We start from the raw sequence: 18435 nt of genomic DNA, 5'->3' as shown, positions 1-18435 counted from the left end.
CTCTATTGAGTCGCTTTCTTTCATAAGAAGTATGTCCCGCCATATGGAATGGAAAATAAAGTGAAACTTTAATCAGTGGGGGTTTTGTTCTTACCCACTGATTATTAGCCTTCACCAATCGGGCGTTTACAGGCAGCCCGACTCCCACCTAACTTCTTTGCTCCTGCCAAAGTAATAGCCGATCCTACTTGTCTTTCAGGATAACAATAATGATTCACCATGATTCAGCTCACTTTTTATTTTTCTTCCCTATCGTATGTTTCTATTTCATGGCAAGTGTTTTATTACGCTGTCTTTTTTCGAAGCACCGAGAAAAGGGCCACAAACAAAATTGCAACAATTCCAGTGAAGGTAAATAAATATGCTAACGGAATTAAGTAAAATGGCTCCACTAAAGTTCCGTCTGGTTTTACTTCCGAACCAATTACATTAAACATAATGATGCATAACACTCCTAAAAATATTGGACTAGAAGCTAATAAATATTTTTTCATAATATATTCTCCTTTGATTTCACAATTAATTTATCTGCATTCCTTTTTACTATTCTCAATACCATCATAATAAGCCCACTAACATTTTAAGTCAACAACTTTTTATTGTTTTACAATAAAAAGTTGTTGTTAAACATAATAAAAAAAGGCTATAGACAATGATCGTCTATAGCCTTTTCACTCCATTATTTCGTTCTAAAATATTCCTTCTGGAACATGCACATTCTTATCGCATTATGGTAGTTTCCATCAACGAAAAACTCGTCGAGAAGTTCTCCTTCTACCATAAATCCAACCTTTTTATAAACATGTACAGCCTTTTCATTCTCTTTATCAACAACTAAATAGAGTTTATGCATATTTAATACAGAAAAAGCGTAATCCATCGCTAAACGCGTCGCTTCCGCTGCATAACCATGTCCTTGATAATTCGGATCAATAATAATCTGGAATTCAGTTCTTCGATGAATATAATCAATTTCCACTAACTCAACTAATCCAACCATCTCATTATCTTTCTCCAGGATAAAACGGCGTTCACTTTGATCGTGGATATGTTTATCATATAAATCCTGTAGTTCTACAAAAGCCTCATACGGCTCTTCAAACCAATAAGACATAATATGTGCGTTATTATTAAGTTCGTGCACGAACTTTAAATCTTCCCGTTCTAAAGGACGTAACTTTAATTCCTGACTCATTTCTATAACCTCCAAGTAAAATAACCTCTTCACTTAATTTCTCAATTTTTTTCGATTTCAAACGTCCTAATTACATTGTAAACCTTCAAGTAACTTGAAGGTCAAGGTACAAAAAGTAGTGCAAACTTATGTCTGCACTACTCTTTTCTCAAATCCCTCATATTTGATATGTATAAAGAAATGACTAAAACAAGAATAGACCCTGCATATAACAACGTCTCCATCGGTTCATCGTGAGACACGATAATTAATCGAATTAAAGCCGTAATCCCGATATAAATAAAATACCGTAACGGAAAATGATAATTAGATTTAAAATACTTAATAATTAATGCGATAAACTCGAAGTATAAGAAGTAGACAATGATGCTTTCAACTAACTTATACGGTGTGTATTTCTTCGCTGAAAATATGTATTGAACAAAAGTAATCGTCTCGTTAATTAAAAAGATTGATAAAACAATGGATAATATGATTAACGCTATATTTAATATCCACTGTAAAACGCTAGCTATATAATGATCGATATTAAATGACTTCATTTCCTCTTTTAGCTCCCCTTCGTGTAAGTACTTATTCATTATAGCAAAATTATACTTACAGAAATGTTAAATCATATATGATCGTCCTCTTTCACGATTACTTCACCATTCGGATATTTATGCTTAATATAATCGCTTCCCCAATCGCAAAGCACCTTCAAACCCTTTTTTAATGATTCTCCCTGTTCTGTAAGAGAATACTCAACTTTCGGTGGTACTTGATTATATACTTTTCTAGACACAAGCCCATCTTTTTCAAGCTCTTTCAATTGCTCAGTAAGCATTTTTTGTGTAATACCAGTTACCAATCGTTTTAACTCACCCGTTCTTGTCGGTCCGCTTGTTAAATGATATAAAATGTGGGATTTCCACTTACCTCCGATCACATCCAAAACGACTTCAATTCTATTGTTATACTCTTTTTTCATATTGAACTCCTTCTGTATTTTGATAGGCACTTTCTCGTGCCTATGTCACGAGATGGTGTCTATATCACGGAAAAGTGCGTACTTTTCATAATATCTGTACTATACCATAATGATGCATGTAAGCAACTTATAACAGAGCATTAAATTAGTGGAGGTATTTTAAAATGAAAAAAGAAAATCGTACTGCAAATTTTTATGATGTGATTCGTGAGCGCCGTTCCGTTCGCTCTTATGATCCTTCAGTTACAATCTCTGATGAAGAAATTAAAGAACTTTTAGAAGAAGCAATGCTAGCACCAAGTAGTTCCAACTTAAACCCATGGCGTTTCATGGTAATTACAGATCAAGACTTAAAAGAGAAACTTCATCCAATTGCTTTAAATCAACCACAAGTGCTAGAAGCATCCGCTATGATCGTAATTTTAAGCGAAAATAATGCCCATGAATTCGAACATATCAATAAAGTGAATGAACGTGCAGTAGCTGCTGGATTCATGACAGAAGAAATTAAAAACAGACTGAACAACAGTATTCGTGAGTTTTATGCATCTGTAAGCGAACAAGGAAAAAGAGAATGGCAAATGCTTGACGGTGGTTTGCTAGCTATGCAATTTATGCTTGCTGCAAAAGCGAGAGGATACGATACAGTCCCAATGCTTGGCTATAACGTTGAAGAATTCCGCAAAGCATTTAACGTTCCAGAAAACTTAACTGACATCTTAATGATTGCATTAGGCAAAGCAAAAGAGCCAGGATTCCCAACAGTTCGATTAACTGTAGATGAAGTAACGTCTTGGAATGGCGAGTTTTAATCACCGTGTTTATCGTACTTTAGAAATAAAAGTACGATAAACACTACTAACAAGAAAAGAGGTTTTCTTATGAAATTAAGTGTTTTAGATCAAACTCCAGTTTCAAACGGGGTAACTACTCAAGAAACTTTTAAAAATACGATTGAATTAGCACAGTTAGTAGATAAACTAGGCTATCAAAGACTATGGTATTCTGAGCATCATGGTTCAGCCAATTTTGCTAGTGCTTCACCAGAAATTATGATCTCTCATATCGCATCTGTAACAGAGCAAATTCGCGTTGGTTCTGGTGGAATGATGTTAATGCACCATTCACCATTAAAGATGGCAGAAGTATTTAAAACATTAACATCTTTATATCCAGATAGAATTGATTTCGGTGTAGGTCGAGCGCCAGGTGGCAATCAATTTTCTACACTTGCATTACATGAAGGAAAACATCCGAACATGCTGAATCTGTACGATAAATTAATGGATACGATGATGTTTATGACAGAAACAATGCCTGCAGATCATTTATACAATCGTACACTTGCTTCTCCATTAGGTGCCCCATTACCTGAAATTTGGCTATTAGGTTCTAGTGGTAGTAGCGGTGCACAGGCAGGAAGATTCGGTATTGGTTATTCCTATGCTCAGTTTATTAGTGGGGAGTTATCTAGTGAAATGTTAGAATCTTATCGTAAAAATTTCGTCCCTTCTGAGTTTATGGTTAAGCCTAAAATAAACATTGGGTATTTTGCACTAGCAGCGGAAACTGCTGAAGAAGCAGAATATCATGCAGCTTCTTTAGATTTATCTCTATTATTTTTAGATAAAGGTAAGTACTTCCACGTACCTTCTCCTGAAGAAGCACTAAATTACAATTACACTGAAATGGACAAAATGCATATACAGAACAATCGTAAAAAATTCCTTGTTGGAAGTGCTAAAGAAGTTGCAAATACATTTCGCGAACATGAAGAAAAATTCGGAGTTAACGAAGCTATGATTGGGACAATCAGTCATAATCATGACGCAAAACTACAATCTTATCGACTACTTGCAAAAGAGCTTCTATAAAAAGAAAGGCGGGAAAACAATGCTTGAAGTTTTAAATCGAATCAATGAACTAGCTAAAAAACAAAAAGAAGACGGTTTAACAAAAACAGAATTACATGAGCGTAAAGCATTACGCGAGGAGTACCTTCAAATTATTCGCGGTCAAATCAGTACCACTGTCACAGGATTAAAAATATTAGATCCTTTAGGAAATGACGTGACACCTGAAAAATTAAAAGAACAACAAAAGCTATCACTAAACACAGATAACAATGTATGAAAATACCGAGACTTTTTGTTACTTAATGATTCATCTAAGTAAACATATGATTAGATGGATCATTAAGTTAACATTACATACCTCATCGACGTATCCTTCAAACTTCTAGTTCTAACTTGAAAATCTACAAACAAAAAACCATACCCCCGCCCCTCCGGCAAAGTTATGGTTTTTATCCTACAATATCACTCTACCTATAAGTTTGCAGTGAATTCCACAAAACAGCAAATAAGGTTACTATAACCCTCAAAGAAAAGAAATCTTATTTTAACTTTCCTATTGATAAGTTAACACGATAATTCCCATACTTTAATAGTCGCCCCAGAAAGTTATCCAATTCTTCATTAGAAGCAAAATGTGTTTTTAATAAATAACATCCCTCACCACTTATACGGTCTACTTCAGAAATCCCTTCTTCTTTTTGAAAGAAATTCATAAACTCTTGATGATTAGCTGTTGTTACGAATAAAGTAACAAATGCAGTCACTACTTGTCCTAATTTGATTCGGTTTATTGCGATTGTATATTGTTCAATAATCCCTAAATCCTCTAATCTTCGAATTCGATTTCCTACAGCCTGCCCCGTCATATGTATTTTTTGACCAAGTTCTTTCCATTGTATTCTTGAGTTTTCTCCTAATAATTTCAGTATCTCAAAATCTGTTTGATCAATGATATAAACCAATCCTTTCATCGTGAAAGTAGAAAGCCAGAAAGTGTTTCGCCAACTTATTCTGCTTGTCGATACAATTCACTATACTTAGTTTATCCTCTTACATCACATTGTTTATCAGTTATATTTACTTATAACACAGAGGACGCAACAAAAAAATACATCTAGATTTAAAGGAGGTTACAAATATGTTATTACAAGAGATTTTATCGTTCAATGAACAATTTGTAGAAAATAAAGAATACGCTCCTCATGAAGCGACAAAAATGCCTAAAAAACGTATGGTTGTTGTTTCTTGCATGGACGCTCGTTTAATTGAGCTACTTCCAAAAGCTTTAGATATACACGATGGTGATGCAAAAGTTATCAGAAATGCAGGTGGTAAAATTGCTTCTGCTTTCGATAGTGTTATGCAAAGTGTTGTCGCATCAGTATATGATCTAAATGCAGATGAAATCTTCCTTATCGGACACCAAAGATGTGGTGCGAGCCAAACTAATCCAAAAGGAACACTTCAAAAAATATTAGATCGTGGAGTAGCTTCACCAGAAATTTTATCAGCGATTGAATATGCTGGTGTTGACCTTGAAAAATGGTTATTTGGATTCGATGATGTCAACGGTTCAACTCAAGCTAATGTTGATTTAGTAAGAAATCATCCACTTATTCCAAAAGATGTTCCTGTACATGGTTTAGTTATTGATCCTCACACAGGTAAATTAGATTTAATAGTTGATGGATATAAAGCATTAAATGGTATGAAAAACTAATTATTACTTAAATGAAGGGAAGTTATTAGATATGAATAGACAAGAAGCTACGCAAAAAATTATGGAAGCAAAAATTGCAAAAGGTTTAACATGGGAAGAAATTTCAAAAGTAAGTGAAAACTCTGAGACTTGGGTTGTAACAGCGTTATTAGGACAAGCTACAATGACACGTCCAGAAGCAGAAAAAATCGGTAAACTATTAGAATTAGATGAAGAAGTAGTTCAAGCATTAACAGTAGTTCCACTTAGAGGTCAAGTAATGCAAATGCCTCCTACTGACCCAATCTTATATCGATTATATGAAATGATGTTACAATACGCACCAACTCTTAGAGAATTAATCCTAGAAAAAGCTGGCGAAGGTGTAATGAGTGCAATTAACTTCAATCTAGGTGTGGACACACAAGAAGATCCAAAAGGTGGCGACCCTCGTATCGTGATTACACTTAACGGGAAATTCTTACCGTTCCGTACATGGTAATTAATTAAAAATCCATTTATATAATTGAAGTAATTTTATAGATTTACAAAATCCATCCTTTTTAATCTAGCTGTGTAGAAAGGATGGATTTTTACTATGAGATTCTTTTTATACGAGGGAGAATAATATGAATAAAAAATACGTCGATACGAGCTTTAGTATTCTACAGTGGTTTGTGTTTTTATTAGCAAATGCAATTGCATTGCCTATCATTATTGGTGGCATATTCCATTTATCAATAGAAGATATCTCAACATTAATGCAACGAACTTTTTTAGTTGTAGGAGTAAGTTCATTTATACAAGCATGGTTTGGGCATCGCTATCCCATAGCGGATGGGCCAGCCGGTTCATGGGTAAGTATATTTGTCATATTGGGACAAGTCGCTATGCATCAGGGACAAAGTGCAAAGGATGTATTACAACTTTTAGAAGGTGGATTAATTATTGCAGGTATATTACTCTTCGTCCTTGGTATAACAGGGCTTGTTCATCGAATTCTACGTTTATTTACACCCTTGGTTACAGGAACTTTTCTTTTAATATTATCTCTTCAGCTTAGTGGTGTGTTACTAAAAGGAATGATGGGATTACAAGGAGCTGTAACTCATCCTGATTATACAACGGCTGCTATTGCGCTCTTTGTTTTTGCCCTTATTACTTTCTTATCAATTAAAGGGAACGGATGGATGAAAAGTTACGCTGTGTTACTTGGAATTTCATGTGGTTGGCTTTTGTATGCTGTATTAGGAAAATCATCTCATATACCTTCACACACACCGTTAGTTAAGTTACCAGAGCTATTTTCTTGGGGCACACCTAGATTAGATATCGGAATGGCTCTAACTGCAACTTTATTTACATTTCTTTTAGTTGCAAATACAATCGCTGCTATTTCGGCTGTAAAACAAGTGGCTCCGTTATCTAAAGAAAATGAAAAGCAAATACTGAACCGCGGCGTGTGGGCCGGAGGTATATCGCATATTATCTCGTCGGTGTTTTCTACAATTGGAATTGTACCATTACCTGCATCAGCAGGATTTATTCAACTAACAGGACAAAGAAAAGTGAAGTCGTTCCTTATAGCAAGTCTTATATTAGCAGGAATTTCTTTTATTCCTTCAATTGTAAACTTTATATCCTTGCTACCAGGTCCTATTGCTAATGCCGCACTTTTAGCAACATTTGTCCAAGTAATAGGCATTTCATTTCAATCCATTTTACGTGAAGAATTAAATCAACGCCGATTAACTATATTAGGAATTTCATTATTAATCAGTTTGGGAATAATGTTTCTTCCAGAAAGTGCATTTAGCGGAATTCCTTCTTCCTTACAATATGTTTTAAGTAATGGATTACTTGTGGGTACCATGCTTGTCATTCTATTGGAACAGTTTTGGAAAGAGTAAAATTTGTGACTAAGTAAAAAAGCGCCCTGCTTACAGGGCGCCTTTTTATACCTAATGACTAATACTAGCAGTTGGGTATAATGTTGTTCCTCCAATTGAAACTTTTATTTCATTTGTTAATGGAACATTTTGTTCATTAATAATTGTTCTCCACCATTCCCATGCAAGACCAGTACATTCTCTAGCTACGATTTTTATATTTTTTGAATTTGGTGGAAGAGGGATAACTGTAGAGTAATGAGCTGTTTTGTCTCTGCCGCTACCATCCCATGTTTTATGTGTTAGTACTTCTTTCCCATTTTGATCAAATGTGAATTCATCCCAAGATACATCAAATTGAGCAACATAAGCACCGTAATGATCAAGTGTCATTTTAGCACTTGAATATTCTGTAGTTGTCGTCTCAATATAATCTGTATTGTTATGAACAGCAGCAGTTGCATTATCTTTTAAAAAAGTACTTGTATATGAAATTGGGTATGCTGGATTTTTAAGACTTAATTCAGCATTATCTTTAATGATATTTCGGATTTCATTGAAATCTTTAGTAACAACCTTGTTATGCTCTTTCGCATCTCCGCCTAATACTACAGCAGTAAAAGTACTTTCTTCAAAAATATCTTTGTACTGTCCACTCGTTTCGACGCTGTTATTCTTAAGTAAGGCTTTAAAAGCAGCTTGTACATCTTTACTCTTAGATGTTGTTTCTAATTTTACATAAACAGTTCTACCATAAGCTACATTTGAAACCATAACAGGTGGAGCCGAATTACTTACACCTTTACGAGTTAACTCACCAAAAGTAACACTATTATCAAAAAGATCGGATGGATTGTTAGGTAGTTCAGCACTTACGGTATAAAATATTTGCTTATATGCCGCTACCATCACTTTCTTCTCTCCATTTGCAACCGCATTAAAATCGATGTTTAGACTGTTATCGAGATATTTAGCGTTAACGTTAAGGGCACTTGCGATTTGTGATTTACTATAAACCATAGATTCTGTATACTGCATTCTTGCAGGTAACGTATGTGTTTTAGAATACTTTTCATTCCAAGTAGATACTAAATCATCTACTGCTCCAGCCACATTACCATATGTCGGATTTTGGACAGTAATTGTATTTTCTTTTCTCATGCCAGGTAAGTCTATACTAATATTTAAAGGCTTTCTCTTAGCCACTAATAAACTCGGTTGATTGTCTGCAAAAGCTTTATTTGCAAGTTGTACCGCTCCTGGATACGTACGATTCACCACAGAATCAATAATCGAAATATCGACTGGTGAAGTTGTAAGTGATTTTTTCTCGCGTTCCACTACTACAAATTTACCATTTGAATTGATACTTTCTTTCGGAACAAAACTCTCTACCTTATCACCATTTACAGCTAAAACCTCTTGATTATTATATTTAAGGCTTGCTATACCAGTATCAATGCCACTAGCATTTTTGGTTACATCAGTTGCATTACCTACTTGTGTTTCTGCGAAGGAAATAGATGAATAATTAATAGTGCATAGACTAACTAATAAACACGCAAGGAACTTTCTTCTTTTAGTGTTTTTCTTAATATTCAGAAAAATCACCCCGTTCTTTTTTTAGTAAGATATGATAATGATTGATAAATGATAGCTAACTAATAAACCTACATAAATGCTTTTAAAAGTTCTTGAATTAACGGGATTACGCCACCTACAAATTTCAAAACTGCCATTGCGATTTCCATATTATTTCCTCCTTTTTTATTGCTGCGAAAATGTGATTTATCTTTATGCCCTCATTATAGTGACCCCTTACACTTTTATCAATACACTCTTATATGCAATATTACATACAAAAAAAACAAGCTGAATTCTTATAAAAAGTTATACAGAGATAAATTTTTCGTTTGGTAAATACTTGAAAACCCAAAGCGTTCCTTTGCATTTCATGAGTAATTTACAAGTTTATTGTTGGAAGCATCGCAGGACCGGAAGTAATGAAATACATGCAGGACTGTTACGAGCAGCCAGAAATATTAAGAGTTATCATGGGCAACCGCATAAAAAAAGCTGCTGCCTATAAAATACAGACAGCAACTTCAACTAGAGTAGCTGGCATGATTTACGCAAGCTACAGTATTTTTTTGACATACTCATTTTTACACTTTGTAACTAATAAACAGCGATTGGCCCATAAGGACCTTTGATAATTTCAATTTTCGTTTCAAAAATATCTGTTAAAATTGTTGGGTCCATAACCTCTTCTACTGTTCCAAAAGCAGCAATTTGTCCATCCTTCATAGCACAAATTTTATCCGAATATTTGGCTGCAAAATTTATGTCATGCATAACAGTCAAAATTGTTCTTCCAAATTCATTAGCTGCACGTCTCAAATGCTCCATCATTTGAACAGAACGAGCAACATCAAGGTTGTTCAGAGGCTCGTCCAAAAGTACATATTCAGTCTCTTGGCACAATACCATCGCTACATATGCCCTTTGTCTTTGACCACCAGAAAGCTCATCTAAATATCTATTCTCTAAATTAGTTAAATCTAGGAAATCGATATATTTAGAAATAATAGCTTCATCCTCTTTAGTTAATCTTCCCTTTGAATAAGGAAAGCGCCCAAATCCAACTAATTGTCTAACAGTAAGCCTAGTTACAAAATGATTCTCTTGTCGCAATATGGTCAAAACTTTTGCTAAGTCTTTTGATTTGGATTCAGAAACATCCATATTTGCTACCTGAATTTGGCCTTCATCCATATCTAAAAGTCTTCCAATCATCAATAGTGTCGTTGACTTTCCAGCGCCATTTGGTCCAATTAAAGAAGTAAAGCCCGCTTTTGGTATTTCAATATCCAAAGGTCCTATTTTCACCTTATCAGTATAGAACTTTTTAACATTATCAATTTTTATCATAAAGCCCTCTTCCTTAAAACTATAGTTAAGAATATGATTCCACCAAATAATTCAATAATAACTGAAACTACACCTTGAGCATGGAATACATGATACATTAAAAAGTATGCACTCGTCATTATCAAAAATCCTATTGCAAAAGCCATTGGAAAAATATATCTATGATCATAAGTTGATGCCGCCTGATAACTCAAAGTTGCTACTAAAAAGCCGTAGAAAGTAAGTGGCCCAATTAGAGCTGTTGAAATGGACATCAAAATAGCAACTAATACAAGCGTATAAATTACACTAGGTTGATATTTAACTCCAAAAGAAGTAGCAACATCCTTTCCTAGTGACAAAACATTCAAATTCTTAGAATGAGCAAAAATTAATACTGCTACAATTATGATCATAGGAATTACAATAGGAAAATATGCAGGATCTGCGTGATTAACAGAACCAAATAATTTCGCTTGTAAAATATCAAACTCTGAAGGCGCAAGTAGCTTTCTCATAAAAGTTGACACAGAATTTAGTCCGGTACCAATAATAATTCCAACTAAAAGCATAAGTTGTAAATTCCCGTATTTACCGGAAAGTAACCATCCATAAAGTATCAAACTCATGAAGACCATAACAACAACTTGGAATACAAACGATCCAATTCCATTAAAGTTTATTAATGCACTAGCACCAAAGAAGAATATTGTACTCGTATGAATTGCTGAATAAAGTGATTCGAAACCTAAAAGCGAAGGAGTAATAATCTTATTGTTCGTAATAGATTGGAAAGCAACTGTCGACAAGCTATGACAAGCTGCAGCAATAATCATCGCAACAATGGCTATTATCCTTCTCTTAACAACTGGGATAAAAGAAGGTGAATCTATCGGAACTGGATTGTTATAAACTAAAAGTCCATATGAAGAAAGGAGACCTAAAGCGATCAATGTTATCAGTACAATCCAATAACGTCTTGCTTCCTTCTTAGAACGAAAAGCGCTAGCTGATCTACTTTCATTATGAAGGCTAGAATCGATTTCGACATTTTCTTTATTTCTATAGTCTAATGTGATCATCGCAGCCTCCTTGGTTTTCTTTTTCTCAATAAAATAGTAATAAATACGACTGCTCCCACTGTTGCAAGTATTAAAGAAACAGGTACTTCAAAAGGCTTTATAATTGTTCGAGAAATGATGTCACAGGCAGTTATTGTCCCCATTCCGATCACACATACCCAAGGTAAATTACTCCTAAGATCATCTCCCCTAAACATTGAAACAATGTTTGGAACAATTAATCCCAAGAAAGGTAAGTTTCCAATAACAGCTGCAACAATTCCAACTGCAACAGAGATAAGGCCAGTCCCAAAAAGAACAATTCTATTGTAATTAACTCCAAGGCTTGTTGCGACATCTTCTCCTAGTCCAGCTAGAGTCAATCTATTAGCATACATAAAAATAAGCACAGTAACGATAACAATCAGCCATAAATATTCATATCTTCCCACCTGAACGGTAGCAAATGAACCTACGAACCAAGTTTCAATACTTTGCGTCATTTGAAAAAGGAGTCCCAAAAAAGTAGACACTGCAGAAATAACTGCTCCAAGCATCAATCCAATAATCGGAACAATTAAAGACGAACGAAGTTTAACTCTTCTTAAAAATAGAAAGAAAATCATAGTTCCTATAAAAGAAAAAATGATTGCACCAGTCATTCTTTGAACTAACGTCGGGGCAGGAAATAATAAATATACAAAAAGCAGGCCTAAGCCTGACCATTCAATAGTCCCCGTTGTAGTAGGTTCAACAAAACGATTCTGTGTAATTAATTGCATTACAAGCCCTGCCATCGCCATTGCAGCTCCAGTAAGCATTAATGCAACTGTTCTCGGAACACGAGTTATGAAAAACATCTCCATTCCGTCCTCTTGTCCACGTATATCATAAACTCCAGTAAACAGTGATATAATCCCTAAAATTGTAACAACTATAATCGCTATTATAAAAGGTTTTGTCCATATTTTATTGTGATTATAAAACTGGGGTTGAGAAATATTCTCAACCCTAGAAATCATATTTTTTGACACTGTTTCGTACTCCTTTACACTACTTAGCTAAAGTTTTTGCGATATTTCCAAATAACTCTATATAAGTCTGAATTGATTCATTTGTGTAAGTATCTGCTGGTGCATAAACAACTTGTTTTTTAGAAACAGCAGTTGTGTTTTGAAGAGCTGGTGATTTAGAAATAACATCTTGAGCAGGAGCTGACTTAGCAGCATCAGATGTTGCAGCATCACGATCTAATACGAAAAGCCAATCAGGATTTGTTTGTGCAATAGCTTCAACAGAAACGTCATCACCTTTATGACCTGCAGTAGAATTAGCAACTTCTAGTGCTGGAGTCCAACCGAAAATTTCATACATCGGTCCCCAAACGCGACCAGAATGTGGAGCAGCAAAACCAATATTTCCACCAGTAACAATAACACTCATAACTTTATCTTTTCCATTATAAGCAGATTTTACTTTTTCAATAGATTTATCAAAATCAGCTACTACTTGTTTAGCTTCTTTATCTTTATCAAAGATTTTCCCTAAAGTAATTGTAGAATCTTTAAGTCCTTTTACTAAGTTTTCGCCAGGCTTAGTAGCTTTTTCAGAAACATCAACATTAAGATCAATAACAGCTGCATTTGGCACTAATTTTTTGATTTCTTCGTAATGACCAGCAAATCTTTGACCAACGATTACAAGTTCAGGGTTTGCCGCTGCAATAATTTCAAGATTTGGTTCGCGGTGATTCCCAATATTTTTAACTGAATCATCTTTTACATATGCTGAATCTGCAGGCATTACATCCTTTGGAGCAGCCGCTAATTTAATTCCCCAATCAGCTAAAGTTTCAAAAGTTCTATTATCTAAAGCAACTACATTTTTTGGATTTACAGGGACTTTAACAGTTCCATGTGCATCAGTGATTTCAACTGTTTTTGGCTTATCACTACTATCACCTTTATTAGCTTTCGAAGTTTCCTTACTTGAATCTGAGCAAGCCACTAACATTAAAGTGAAAATTGCTAAAATACTTACTAATTTTAAAAGCATAGTTTTTTTCATACGTATACTCCTTATAATGTAATTTAGTTCGAAAATGATAACGTCCATAGATTAAATTAGATAGTAACTTTTATGTATCTAAATTGCTATTGATAATCATTTTCATTTGAACATCCTGTTAATAAGTATAGTCATTAATTATGTGAAAATCTTGTGAATGGTGTGAGTTAATACAATTAAACATACATTAGATACAGTCTCATCTAATGCGCACTAGAGTCATCCCCCACACGTACTAATCAATAGATTGGGCACCTTATAAACCATGATTTCTACTGCAAAAAAAATGCCCATGAATAGCTAATTTTTCATAATCCATTGCCTGGTAGCAATCTTCTTTTTATAGTTTCCGTCTTTTAATATTTCACAGAAACTATTTGATTATCAGGTTTAATAGAAAAAACGAGTAAAACTGTATGAAATAGTTTTACTCGTTTTTTCTATTATGACAAACTGTACTTTACCTATTATCTTATTTTATCATTCAATCATTGAATAGCCCCTGCCATGTATCGTTTGAATATATCTATCTCTCTTCTCGCACTTTAACTTTTTTCTTACATACCCAATATATAAATCCACTACATTGGGATTGACTACTACGTTATATCCCCAAACCTGGTTCAAAAGCATTTCACGGCTCAATATTGTATTTTTATTCTTGATTAAAAATACAAGTAAATCGTACTCGCGCTTAGTAAGCGTGAGATTTTTACCACCTTTTTTTACAATATTGCTAGATGCATCAACAAAGAGATCTTTAAACTGAAAAAAGTTTGTCTCATTTTGCTGGATACAGTCACTTCTCCTTAAAATAGCTTGAACCCTCGCTACTAATTCTTCTTTCACAAACGGTTTTCTAATATAATCATCTGCTCCTGCTTGTAGCCCTGCTATGCAATCCTTGCTAGAAATATTGTCGGTCACAATAATTATCGGTGTCGTTTTAACAAGTCGTATTTGTCTACAAATTTCTGGCCCCGATATACTTAACGAATCCCAATCCAATATGATAATATCCCAATCTTGTTCATATACTATATTTAAACCTTGGTTTTCATTGTGAAGTTTTAAAATGAAATAGCCCTCTTGCGTTAGACCGCTTACGATTTTCTTTGCAAAAGACCGTTCATTCTTAATTACTAACACCTGCTTCACCGATGGTTCACCTCTACTTCAATATAACTTAGTTGGATAAAAAGTTATCCCAAAAAAATAATTTAAGATCTATAAATATTAAATCCCTAAAAAAGCCGTTATAACAGCTTATTAGGAGAACTCTATATAATCTTACAATAGATATGGATGAAAACACAAAATATATGAAGATTTAAATACATATTATTTAATCATTAAGAGCAACTATATTATCTAGTTGCTTATTATCAATAACTATTCATTCAGTTTCTGTTTCAAGGGTACCATCCTCAACTTAAGCATTTTATAAAACCACAAAACAAAAAAACTGTATTCTTTCTATTGTTTTAAATCTAGAAAATAAATTGGTTGGGAAGAGGATAAAAAAGAGTCTGAAACAAAGTGAAAAAAAGGGACGAAATTAGGGAGACTACCATTAGAAAAGGAGAAGATTTCAATTGTATTATAGCAATAAGTATTCAATAAAAGGAATTATTCAAAAAACAGGAGTTTCACAAACTTCTCTTTATAGGGCTATTAATTCTGATAAACAAAAAAAGAATAGTATATTTATATTTTTGCTGTTTATCGTGCACTTCGAAATACTAGAACATTCTATTATTTATCTCTCGAATAAAAATTATGGGATAGATATTTTGGGTATAACAAAAGTTAGTCACTACTTCTATTTTGGCTAATTCATCGTTAAGTAGGGTAAGCATTTTTGCTCATGCAGAAAAAACGAAGTTCAATCAAATGTTCCTAGCATTGTGGAAAGAGATTCTTATTGTAATGATAAGAGTATAAAATAAATGTCACTTTACCCATAAGCTGGCCGTGTGTTTTATTAATGTAGCTTTGGAATAATATTTGGTTAAATTGATACTAATAACCTTAATATACGAGCAAGTGGAACTGACGCTTTCGTTAGTTAATAGGTCACTATGCTCTCTTGATATGATTTCTTTACCCGTTCAATTTGAGCAAAGTGGCCTTGTATATGTTGAAGATCTTTCAATTGAAAATAACCTATAAATCATTTATAAATAAAGTTGTTCTTTGGAAGGTTTATCCAAATATATATAGAAAGTATGAAAAAAATAAAGTTTAATCTGACCAAAGGAGATGAAGAAATTGTTTAAAAAAGTCGGTATAGGAGTATTTTCTACAGCAATTGTATTAAGTGCCAGTATAGGTTTTTCAGGTATTGTATCCGCAGATAGTCCATCTGCAAATGAACAAGTTAGGAATGGAGAATTTGAGGATGGGCTAAATAACTGGATTTTATCTAACCCTAATTCTTCTACCGAGAATATCGGCACTTCTGAACCCGGCAATCATTATCTCAAATTAATACATGCAGACACAGCCTATCAACTTGTTACTGTAAAACCGAATACAGAATATACATTAACATTTGATATAGCGGGAAGTATAGTTTCCCCATCAGAAGTAACAGTAGGTAATCTGAATGCCAATCAAGAAATCGTTCCATTAACAAAGAAGCAGTATACAGGATTTAAGCCGGAACATCATGAGATAAAGTTTAAAACAGGGGAGGATGTGTCAAACTTTGCTGTCAAACTTGCTTCTACAGCAAATGGGAGGGCTAAGTTTGATAATGTACACTTAAAGGAAAAGGAGAAATCTTATATTTTAAATGTTGATTTTGACCACAATTCAAGTTTAGAACCTCTTAAACCATTTGGCGATGCAAAATCCACTATTGAAGAGCATGTAGGAGTAAATAACTCTAAAGGACTTCATTTAAAAGGATTATACGGTGGGCTTAGGGGAAACGTAGCTTTGAAGCCTAATACTACATACATACTTTCTGTATCTGGAAAAGTAACTTATCCTGATGAAAGTATACACGTATTTTTAGGGAGTAAAGTAATAGGCCAACGGTTTTTGGAACTTAGGTCCTCACAGTATGAACAAAAATCGCTCGAATTTACTACTCTAAATGATAGTTCTCCAATTGAATTGATAATTGATCTTCCTGCCGTATTACCAAGAATTGATGTCTCTCTTGATGACAATATTGACAATATTAATGCCTATCTTGATGATATCGTACTAGTTGAAAAGTAGCCATATGCCTATCGACTTGAGACTTTGAAATATATCCAAAACGAAATTTGTTCTTTCTGCATTTATTTATGGGAATTCAGCTCGTTTTTTCATTTTGAGGAACAATGAATTTCTTAAGTTGATGGCGATGTGATGCTATCCCTAAAAGTCGCGACTTTATTTAAAGGCGACATTAAAAATATTCTTGAAATCCTGGAAGCACAAGTTGGCCGTATACTAAAAGAAGCATAAGTTGACCAAAACGGCCATCTTATGCTTCTTGTTATATACAAAATAAAAAAACCACCAAATATGTATTGGTGGAGACGGTGGGAGTCGAACCCACGTCCAAAAATATCGGCACTTAAGCTTCTACGAGTGTAGTCGATATATTAGCATTTCGCGAACTCTTCGGCCTATCGACAGGCTTCCAAGTTGCTAGTCTGATTGTTCTCTTCCTTCGCCCTCAGACGGCGAACTCCGGCGTAGTCCACTTAGTTTGAGTCCCTTACCCTACCACATGGACGATGGAGGGAGGAACCTTTAGTGCAATTAAGCAGCTAAAGAAAGATTGTTTTGTTTGCCAATTATAGGCTTTGACGTTTTAACGAGGCCGATCCCCTCGACTCGCAACCTAAGCTCGAACTATCCCTGTCGAATCCGTAACGTCCCCATGATAAAAATGGAGCATACGAAGAAATATCGTGATAGCTACTAAGAGCTGTTTTTCAATGTGCAACAACCTTACATAAGTTATTATATCATACGCGCGCCGTTTTACAAATGTAAATATCTGTATTACATCTTTTGACGATCACGGAACACGCGTGCAATTTCACGTTTAGCTTCTTTCTCTTTTAAATCGTGACGCTTATCATATTGCTTCTTACCTTTTGCTAAACCAAGTGCCATTTTCGCAAATCCATTTTTCAAATAGATTCTAACTGGAACTAATGCATATCCTGTTTCTTTTGCGTAACCTGCTAGCTTATCAATTTCTTTTTTATGAAGAAGTAACTTCCTTGTACGTAGCGGATCGTGATTGAAACGATTCCCTTGTTCATATGTGTTAATATGCATATTATGAACCCATACTTCACCGTTATGTATACGTGCAAACGCGTCTTTCAAGTTCACGCGTCCAGCGCGAATCGACTTAATTTCCGTTCCTTGAAGGACAAGCCCTGCTTCGTATGTTTCTTCGATGAAATAATCATGAAATGCTTTTTTATTTTGCGCAATAACCTTACCTGTACCTTTTGGCATATAACGTCCCTCCTCTATTTTTACCATTGTAACAAATGTAAACAAAAAGCGAAAGTGGCTCGCTTAGAATCTTTGGACATTGGAGCTCCCGACAGAGAAGCGCTTTTTGCTTCGTCCGAGGGCGCGAAATGGCCAATAGATTCTAGCCACTGTAGCTGGATTCCAACAAAAAGCGAAAGTGGCTCGCTCAGAATGTAAGGTGGATGGAGCTTCTGACCTTGAGGCGTTCTTTGCCTCCTGGGAAGAAGCGAAACCACCAAACATTCTAGCCACTGTAGCTGGATTCCACAAAAAGCGAAAGTGGCTCGCTTA

Annotated in this window: 19 protein-coding genes and 1 other RNA gene; 7 read left to right on the top strand and 13 right to left on the bottom strand. The window is 34.6% G+C overall.

The window, feature by feature from the left end; translation table 11 throughout:
- Nucleotides 1-284: 284 nt before the first annotated feature.
- The 4 genes from MKX66_RS21830 to MKX66_RS21815 form a co-directional block, all read right to left on the bottom strand.
- Complete coding sequence (locus MKX66_RS21830) at nucleotides 285-497, bottom strand: DUF3955 domain-containing protein (protein ID WP_181295495.1); 213 nt, start codon at nucleotides 495-497, stop codon at nucleotides 285-287.
- Nucleotides 498-679: 182 nt separating this feature from the next.
- Nucleotides 680-1195, bottom strand: coding sequence for a spermidine N1-acetyltransferase (gene speG, locus MKX66_RS21825; RefSeq protein ID WP_002034701.1), 516 nt, complete (start codon nucleotides 1193-1195; stop codon nucleotides 680-682).
- A gap of 137 nt (nucleotides 1196-1332) precedes the next feature.
- Entirely contained in the window at nucleotides 1333-1737 is a 405-nt protein-coding gene (psiE, locus tag MKX66_RS21820) for a phosphate-starvation-inducible protein PsiE (protein WP_044439305.1), read from the bottom strand.
- A gap of 71 nt (nucleotides 1738-1808) precedes the next feature.
- Nucleotides 1809-2165, bottom strand: coding sequence for a winged helix-turn-helix transcriptional regulator (locus MKX66_RS21815; protein ID WP_016121030.1), 357 nt, complete (start codon nucleotides 2163-2165; stop codon nucleotides 1809-1811).
- Nucleotides 2166-2329: 164 nt separating this feature from the next.
- Between MKX66_RS21815 and MKX66_RS21810 the strand changes: the two genes are divergently transcribed.
- From MKX66_RS21810 to MKX66_RS21800, 3 genes are all read left to right on the top strand, one after another.
- A complete protein-coding gene (locus MKX66_RS21810; protein WP_326996755.1) occupies nucleotides 2330-2977 on the top strand; it encodes a nitroreductase family protein in 648 nt (215 codons plus the stop codon).
- A 69-nt stretch (nucleotides 2978-3046) separates the two neighbouring features.
- A complete protein-coding gene (locus MKX66_RS21805) occupies nucleotides 3047-4039 on the top strand; it encodes an MsnO8 family LLM class oxidoreductase (RefSeq protein WP_326996754.1) in 993 nt (330 codons plus the stop codon).
- Nucleotides 4040-4058: 19 nt separating this feature from the next.
- Nucleotides 4059-4298, top strand: a complete 240-nt coding sequence (locus tag MKX66_RS21800; RefSeq protein ID WP_219374980.1) for a DUF896 domain-containing protein — start codon at nucleotides 4059-4061, stop codon at nucleotides 4296-4298.
- A gap of 262 nt (nucleotides 4299-4560) precedes the next feature.
- Here the strand turns inward: MKX66_RS21800 and MKX66_RS21795 are convergent, their stop codons facing one another.
- A complete protein-coding gene (locus MKX66_RS21795) occupies nucleotides 4561-4992 on the bottom strand; it encodes an Lrp/AsnC family transcriptional regulator (protein WP_002016035.1) in 432 nt (143 codons plus the stop codon).
- A 167-nt stretch (nucleotides 4993-5159) separates the two neighbouring features.
- Between MKX66_RS21795 and MKX66_RS21790 the strand changes: the two genes are divergently transcribed.
- The 3 genes from MKX66_RS21790 to MKX66_RS21780 all read left to right on the top strand — a co-directional run bounded on the left by MKX66_RS21790 (nucleotide 5160) and on the right by MKX66_RS21780 (nucleotide 7630).
- Nucleotides 5160-5741, top strand: coding sequence for a beta-class carbonic anhydrase (locus MKX66_RS21790; RefSeq protein ID WP_016102247.1), 582 nt, complete (start codon nucleotides 5160-5162; stop codon nucleotides 5739-5741).
- 31 nt (nucleotides 5742-5772) lie between these two features.
- Complete coding sequence (cynS, locus tag MKX66_RS21785; protein ID WP_001081567.1) at nucleotides 5773-6222, top strand: cyanase; 450 nt, start codon at nucleotides 5773-5775, stop codon at nucleotides 6220-6222.
- Between the two features lie 127 nt (nucleotides 6223-6349).
- Nucleotides 6350-7630, top strand: coding sequence for a purine/pyrimidine permease (locus MKX66_RS21780; RefSeq protein WP_201064003.1), 1281 nt, complete (start codon nucleotides 6350-6352; stop codon nucleotides 7628-7630).
- A gap of 51 nt (nucleotides 7631-7681) precedes the next feature.
- On the opposite strand, the gene alo is transcribed toward MKX66_RS21780, so the two are convergent.
- From alo to MKX66_RS21750, 6 genes are all read right to left on the bottom strand, one after another.
- A complete protein-coding gene (alo, locus tag MKX66_RS21775; RefSeq protein WP_002089517.1) occupies nucleotides 7682-9220 on the bottom strand; it encodes an anthrolysin O/cereolysin O family cholesterol-dependent cytolysin Alo in 1539 nt (512 codons plus the stop codon).
- Nucleotides 9221-9787: 567 nt separating this feature from the next.
- Nucleotides 9788-10540, bottom strand: coding sequence for an iron ABC transporter ATP-binding protein (locus tag MKX66_RS21770; protein ID WP_002089518.1), 753 nt, complete (start codon nucleotides 10538-10540; stop codon nucleotides 9788-9790).
- Entirely contained in the window at nucleotides 10537-11601 is a 1065-nt protein-coding gene (locus MKX66_RS21765; RefSeq protein WP_326996752.1) for an iron chelate uptake ABC transporter family permease subunit, read from the bottom strand. Before MKX66_RS21765 ends, MKX66_RS21770 begins: the two co-directional genes overlap by 4 nt.
- A complete protein-coding gene (locus MKX66_RS21760) occupies nucleotides 11598-12614 on the bottom strand; it encodes an ABC transporter permease (protein ID WP_002143714.1) in 1017 nt (338 codons plus the stop codon). Before MKX66_RS21760 ends, MKX66_RS21765 begins: the two co-directional genes overlap by 4 nt.
- Nucleotides 12615-12633: 19 nt before the next feature.
- Complete coding sequence (locus tag MKX66_RS21755; RefSeq protein ID WP_098635134.1) at nucleotides 12634-13647, bottom strand: siderophore ABC transporter substrate-binding protein; 1014 nt, start codon at nucleotides 13645-13647, stop codon at nucleotides 12634-12636.
- A gap of 480 nt (nucleotides 13648-14127) precedes the next feature.
- The gene (locus MKX66_RS21750; protein WP_002034688.1) at nucleotides 14128-14805 is read right to left on the bottom strand and encodes a response regulator transcription factor; all 678 of its coding nucleotides are present in this window, start codon (nucleotides 14803-14805) and stop codon (nucleotides 14128-14130) included.
- Nucleotides 14806-15918: 1113 nt separating this feature from the next.
- Between MKX66_RS21750 and MKX66_RS21745 the strand changes: the two genes are divergently transcribed.
- Entirely contained in the window at nucleotides 15919-16878 is a 960-nt protein-coding gene (locus tag MKX66_RS21745; protein ID WP_326996750.1) for a choline-binding protein A, read from the top strand.
- A 297-nt stretch (nucleotides 16879-17175) separates the two neighbouring features.
- Here MKX66_RS21745 and ssrA read toward each other — a convergent pair.
- Nucleotides 17176-17530, bottom strand: a transfer-messenger RNA (tmRNA) gene (gene ssrA, locus MKX66_RS21740).
- A 125-nt stretch (nucleotides 17531-17655) separates the two neighbouring features.
- Entirely contained in the window at nucleotides 17656-18123 is a 468-nt protein-coding gene (smpB, locus tag MKX66_RS21735) for an SsrA-binding protein (protein WP_193652127.1), read from the bottom strand.
- Nucleotides 18124-18435: the final 312 nt, after the last annotated feature.

The organism is Bacillus sp. FSL R9-9530 (assembly GCF_038008145.1).
Taxonomy (GTDB): Bacteria; Bacillota; Bacilli; order Bacillales; family Bacillaceae_G; genus Bacillus_A; species Bacillus_A mycoides.
Note: the sequence above shows the minus strand (reverse complement) of the source record. Positions and strands in the feature narration are given on the sequence as shown.

Excerpts from the sequence above, each read along its gene's own strand:
- speG (WP_002034701.1), bottom strand. The coding sequence starts at position 1,195 with ATGAGTCAGGAATTAAAGTTACGTCCTTTAGAACGGGAAGATTTAAAG.
- psiE (WP_044439305.1), bottom strand. The coding sequence starts at position 1,737 with ATGAAGTCATTTAATATCGATCATTATATAGCTAGCGTTTTACAGTGG.
- MKX66_RS21815 (WP_016121030.1), bottom strand. The coding sequence starts at position 2,165 with ATGAAAAAAGAGTATAACAATAGAATTGAAGTCGTTTTGGATGTGATC.
- MKX66_RS21810 (WP_326996755.1), top strand. The coding sequence starts at position 2,330 with ATGAAAAAAGAAAATCGTACTGCAAATTTTTATGATGTGATTCGTGAG.
- MKX66_RS21805 (WP_326996754.1), top strand. The coding sequence starts at position 3,047 with ATGAAATTAAGTGTTTTAGATCAAACTCCAGTTTCAAACGGGGTAACT.
- MKX66_RS21800 (WP_219374980.1), top strand. The coding sequence starts at position 4,059 with ATGCTTGAAGTTTTAAATCGAATCAATGAACTAGCTAAAAAACAAAAA.
- MKX66_RS21795 (WP_002016035.1), bottom strand. The coding sequence starts at position 4,992 with ATGAAAGGATTGGTTTATATCATTGATCAAACAGATTTTGAGATACTG.
- MKX66_RS21790 (WP_016102247.1), top strand. The coding sequence starts at position 5,160 with ATGTTATTACAAGAGATTTTATCGTTCAATGAACAATTTGTAGAAAAT.
- cynS (WP_001081567.1), top strand. The coding sequence starts at position 5,773 with ATGAATAGACAAGAAGCTACGCAAAAAATTATGGAAGCAAAAATTGCA.
- MKX66_RS21780 (WP_201064003.1), top strand. The coding sequence starts at position 6,350 with ATGAATAAAAAATACGTCGATACGAGCTTTAGTATTCTACAGTGGTTT.
- MKX66_RS21770 (WP_002089518.1), bottom strand. The coding sequence starts at position 10,540 with ATGATAAAAATTGATAATGTTAAAAAGTTCTATACTGATAAGGTGAAA.
- MKX66_RS21765 (WP_326996752.1), bottom strand. The coding sequence starts at position 11,601 with ATGATCACATTAGACTATAGAAATAAAGAAAATGTCGAAATCGATTCT.
- MKX66_RS21755 (WP_098635134.1), bottom strand. The coding sequence starts at position 13,647 with ATGAAAAAAACTATGCTTTTAAAATTAGTAAGTATTTTAGCAATTTTC.
- smpB (WP_193652127.1), bottom strand. The coding sequence starts at position 18,123 with ATGCCAAAAGGTACAGGTAAGGTTATTGCGCAAAATAAAAAAGCATTT.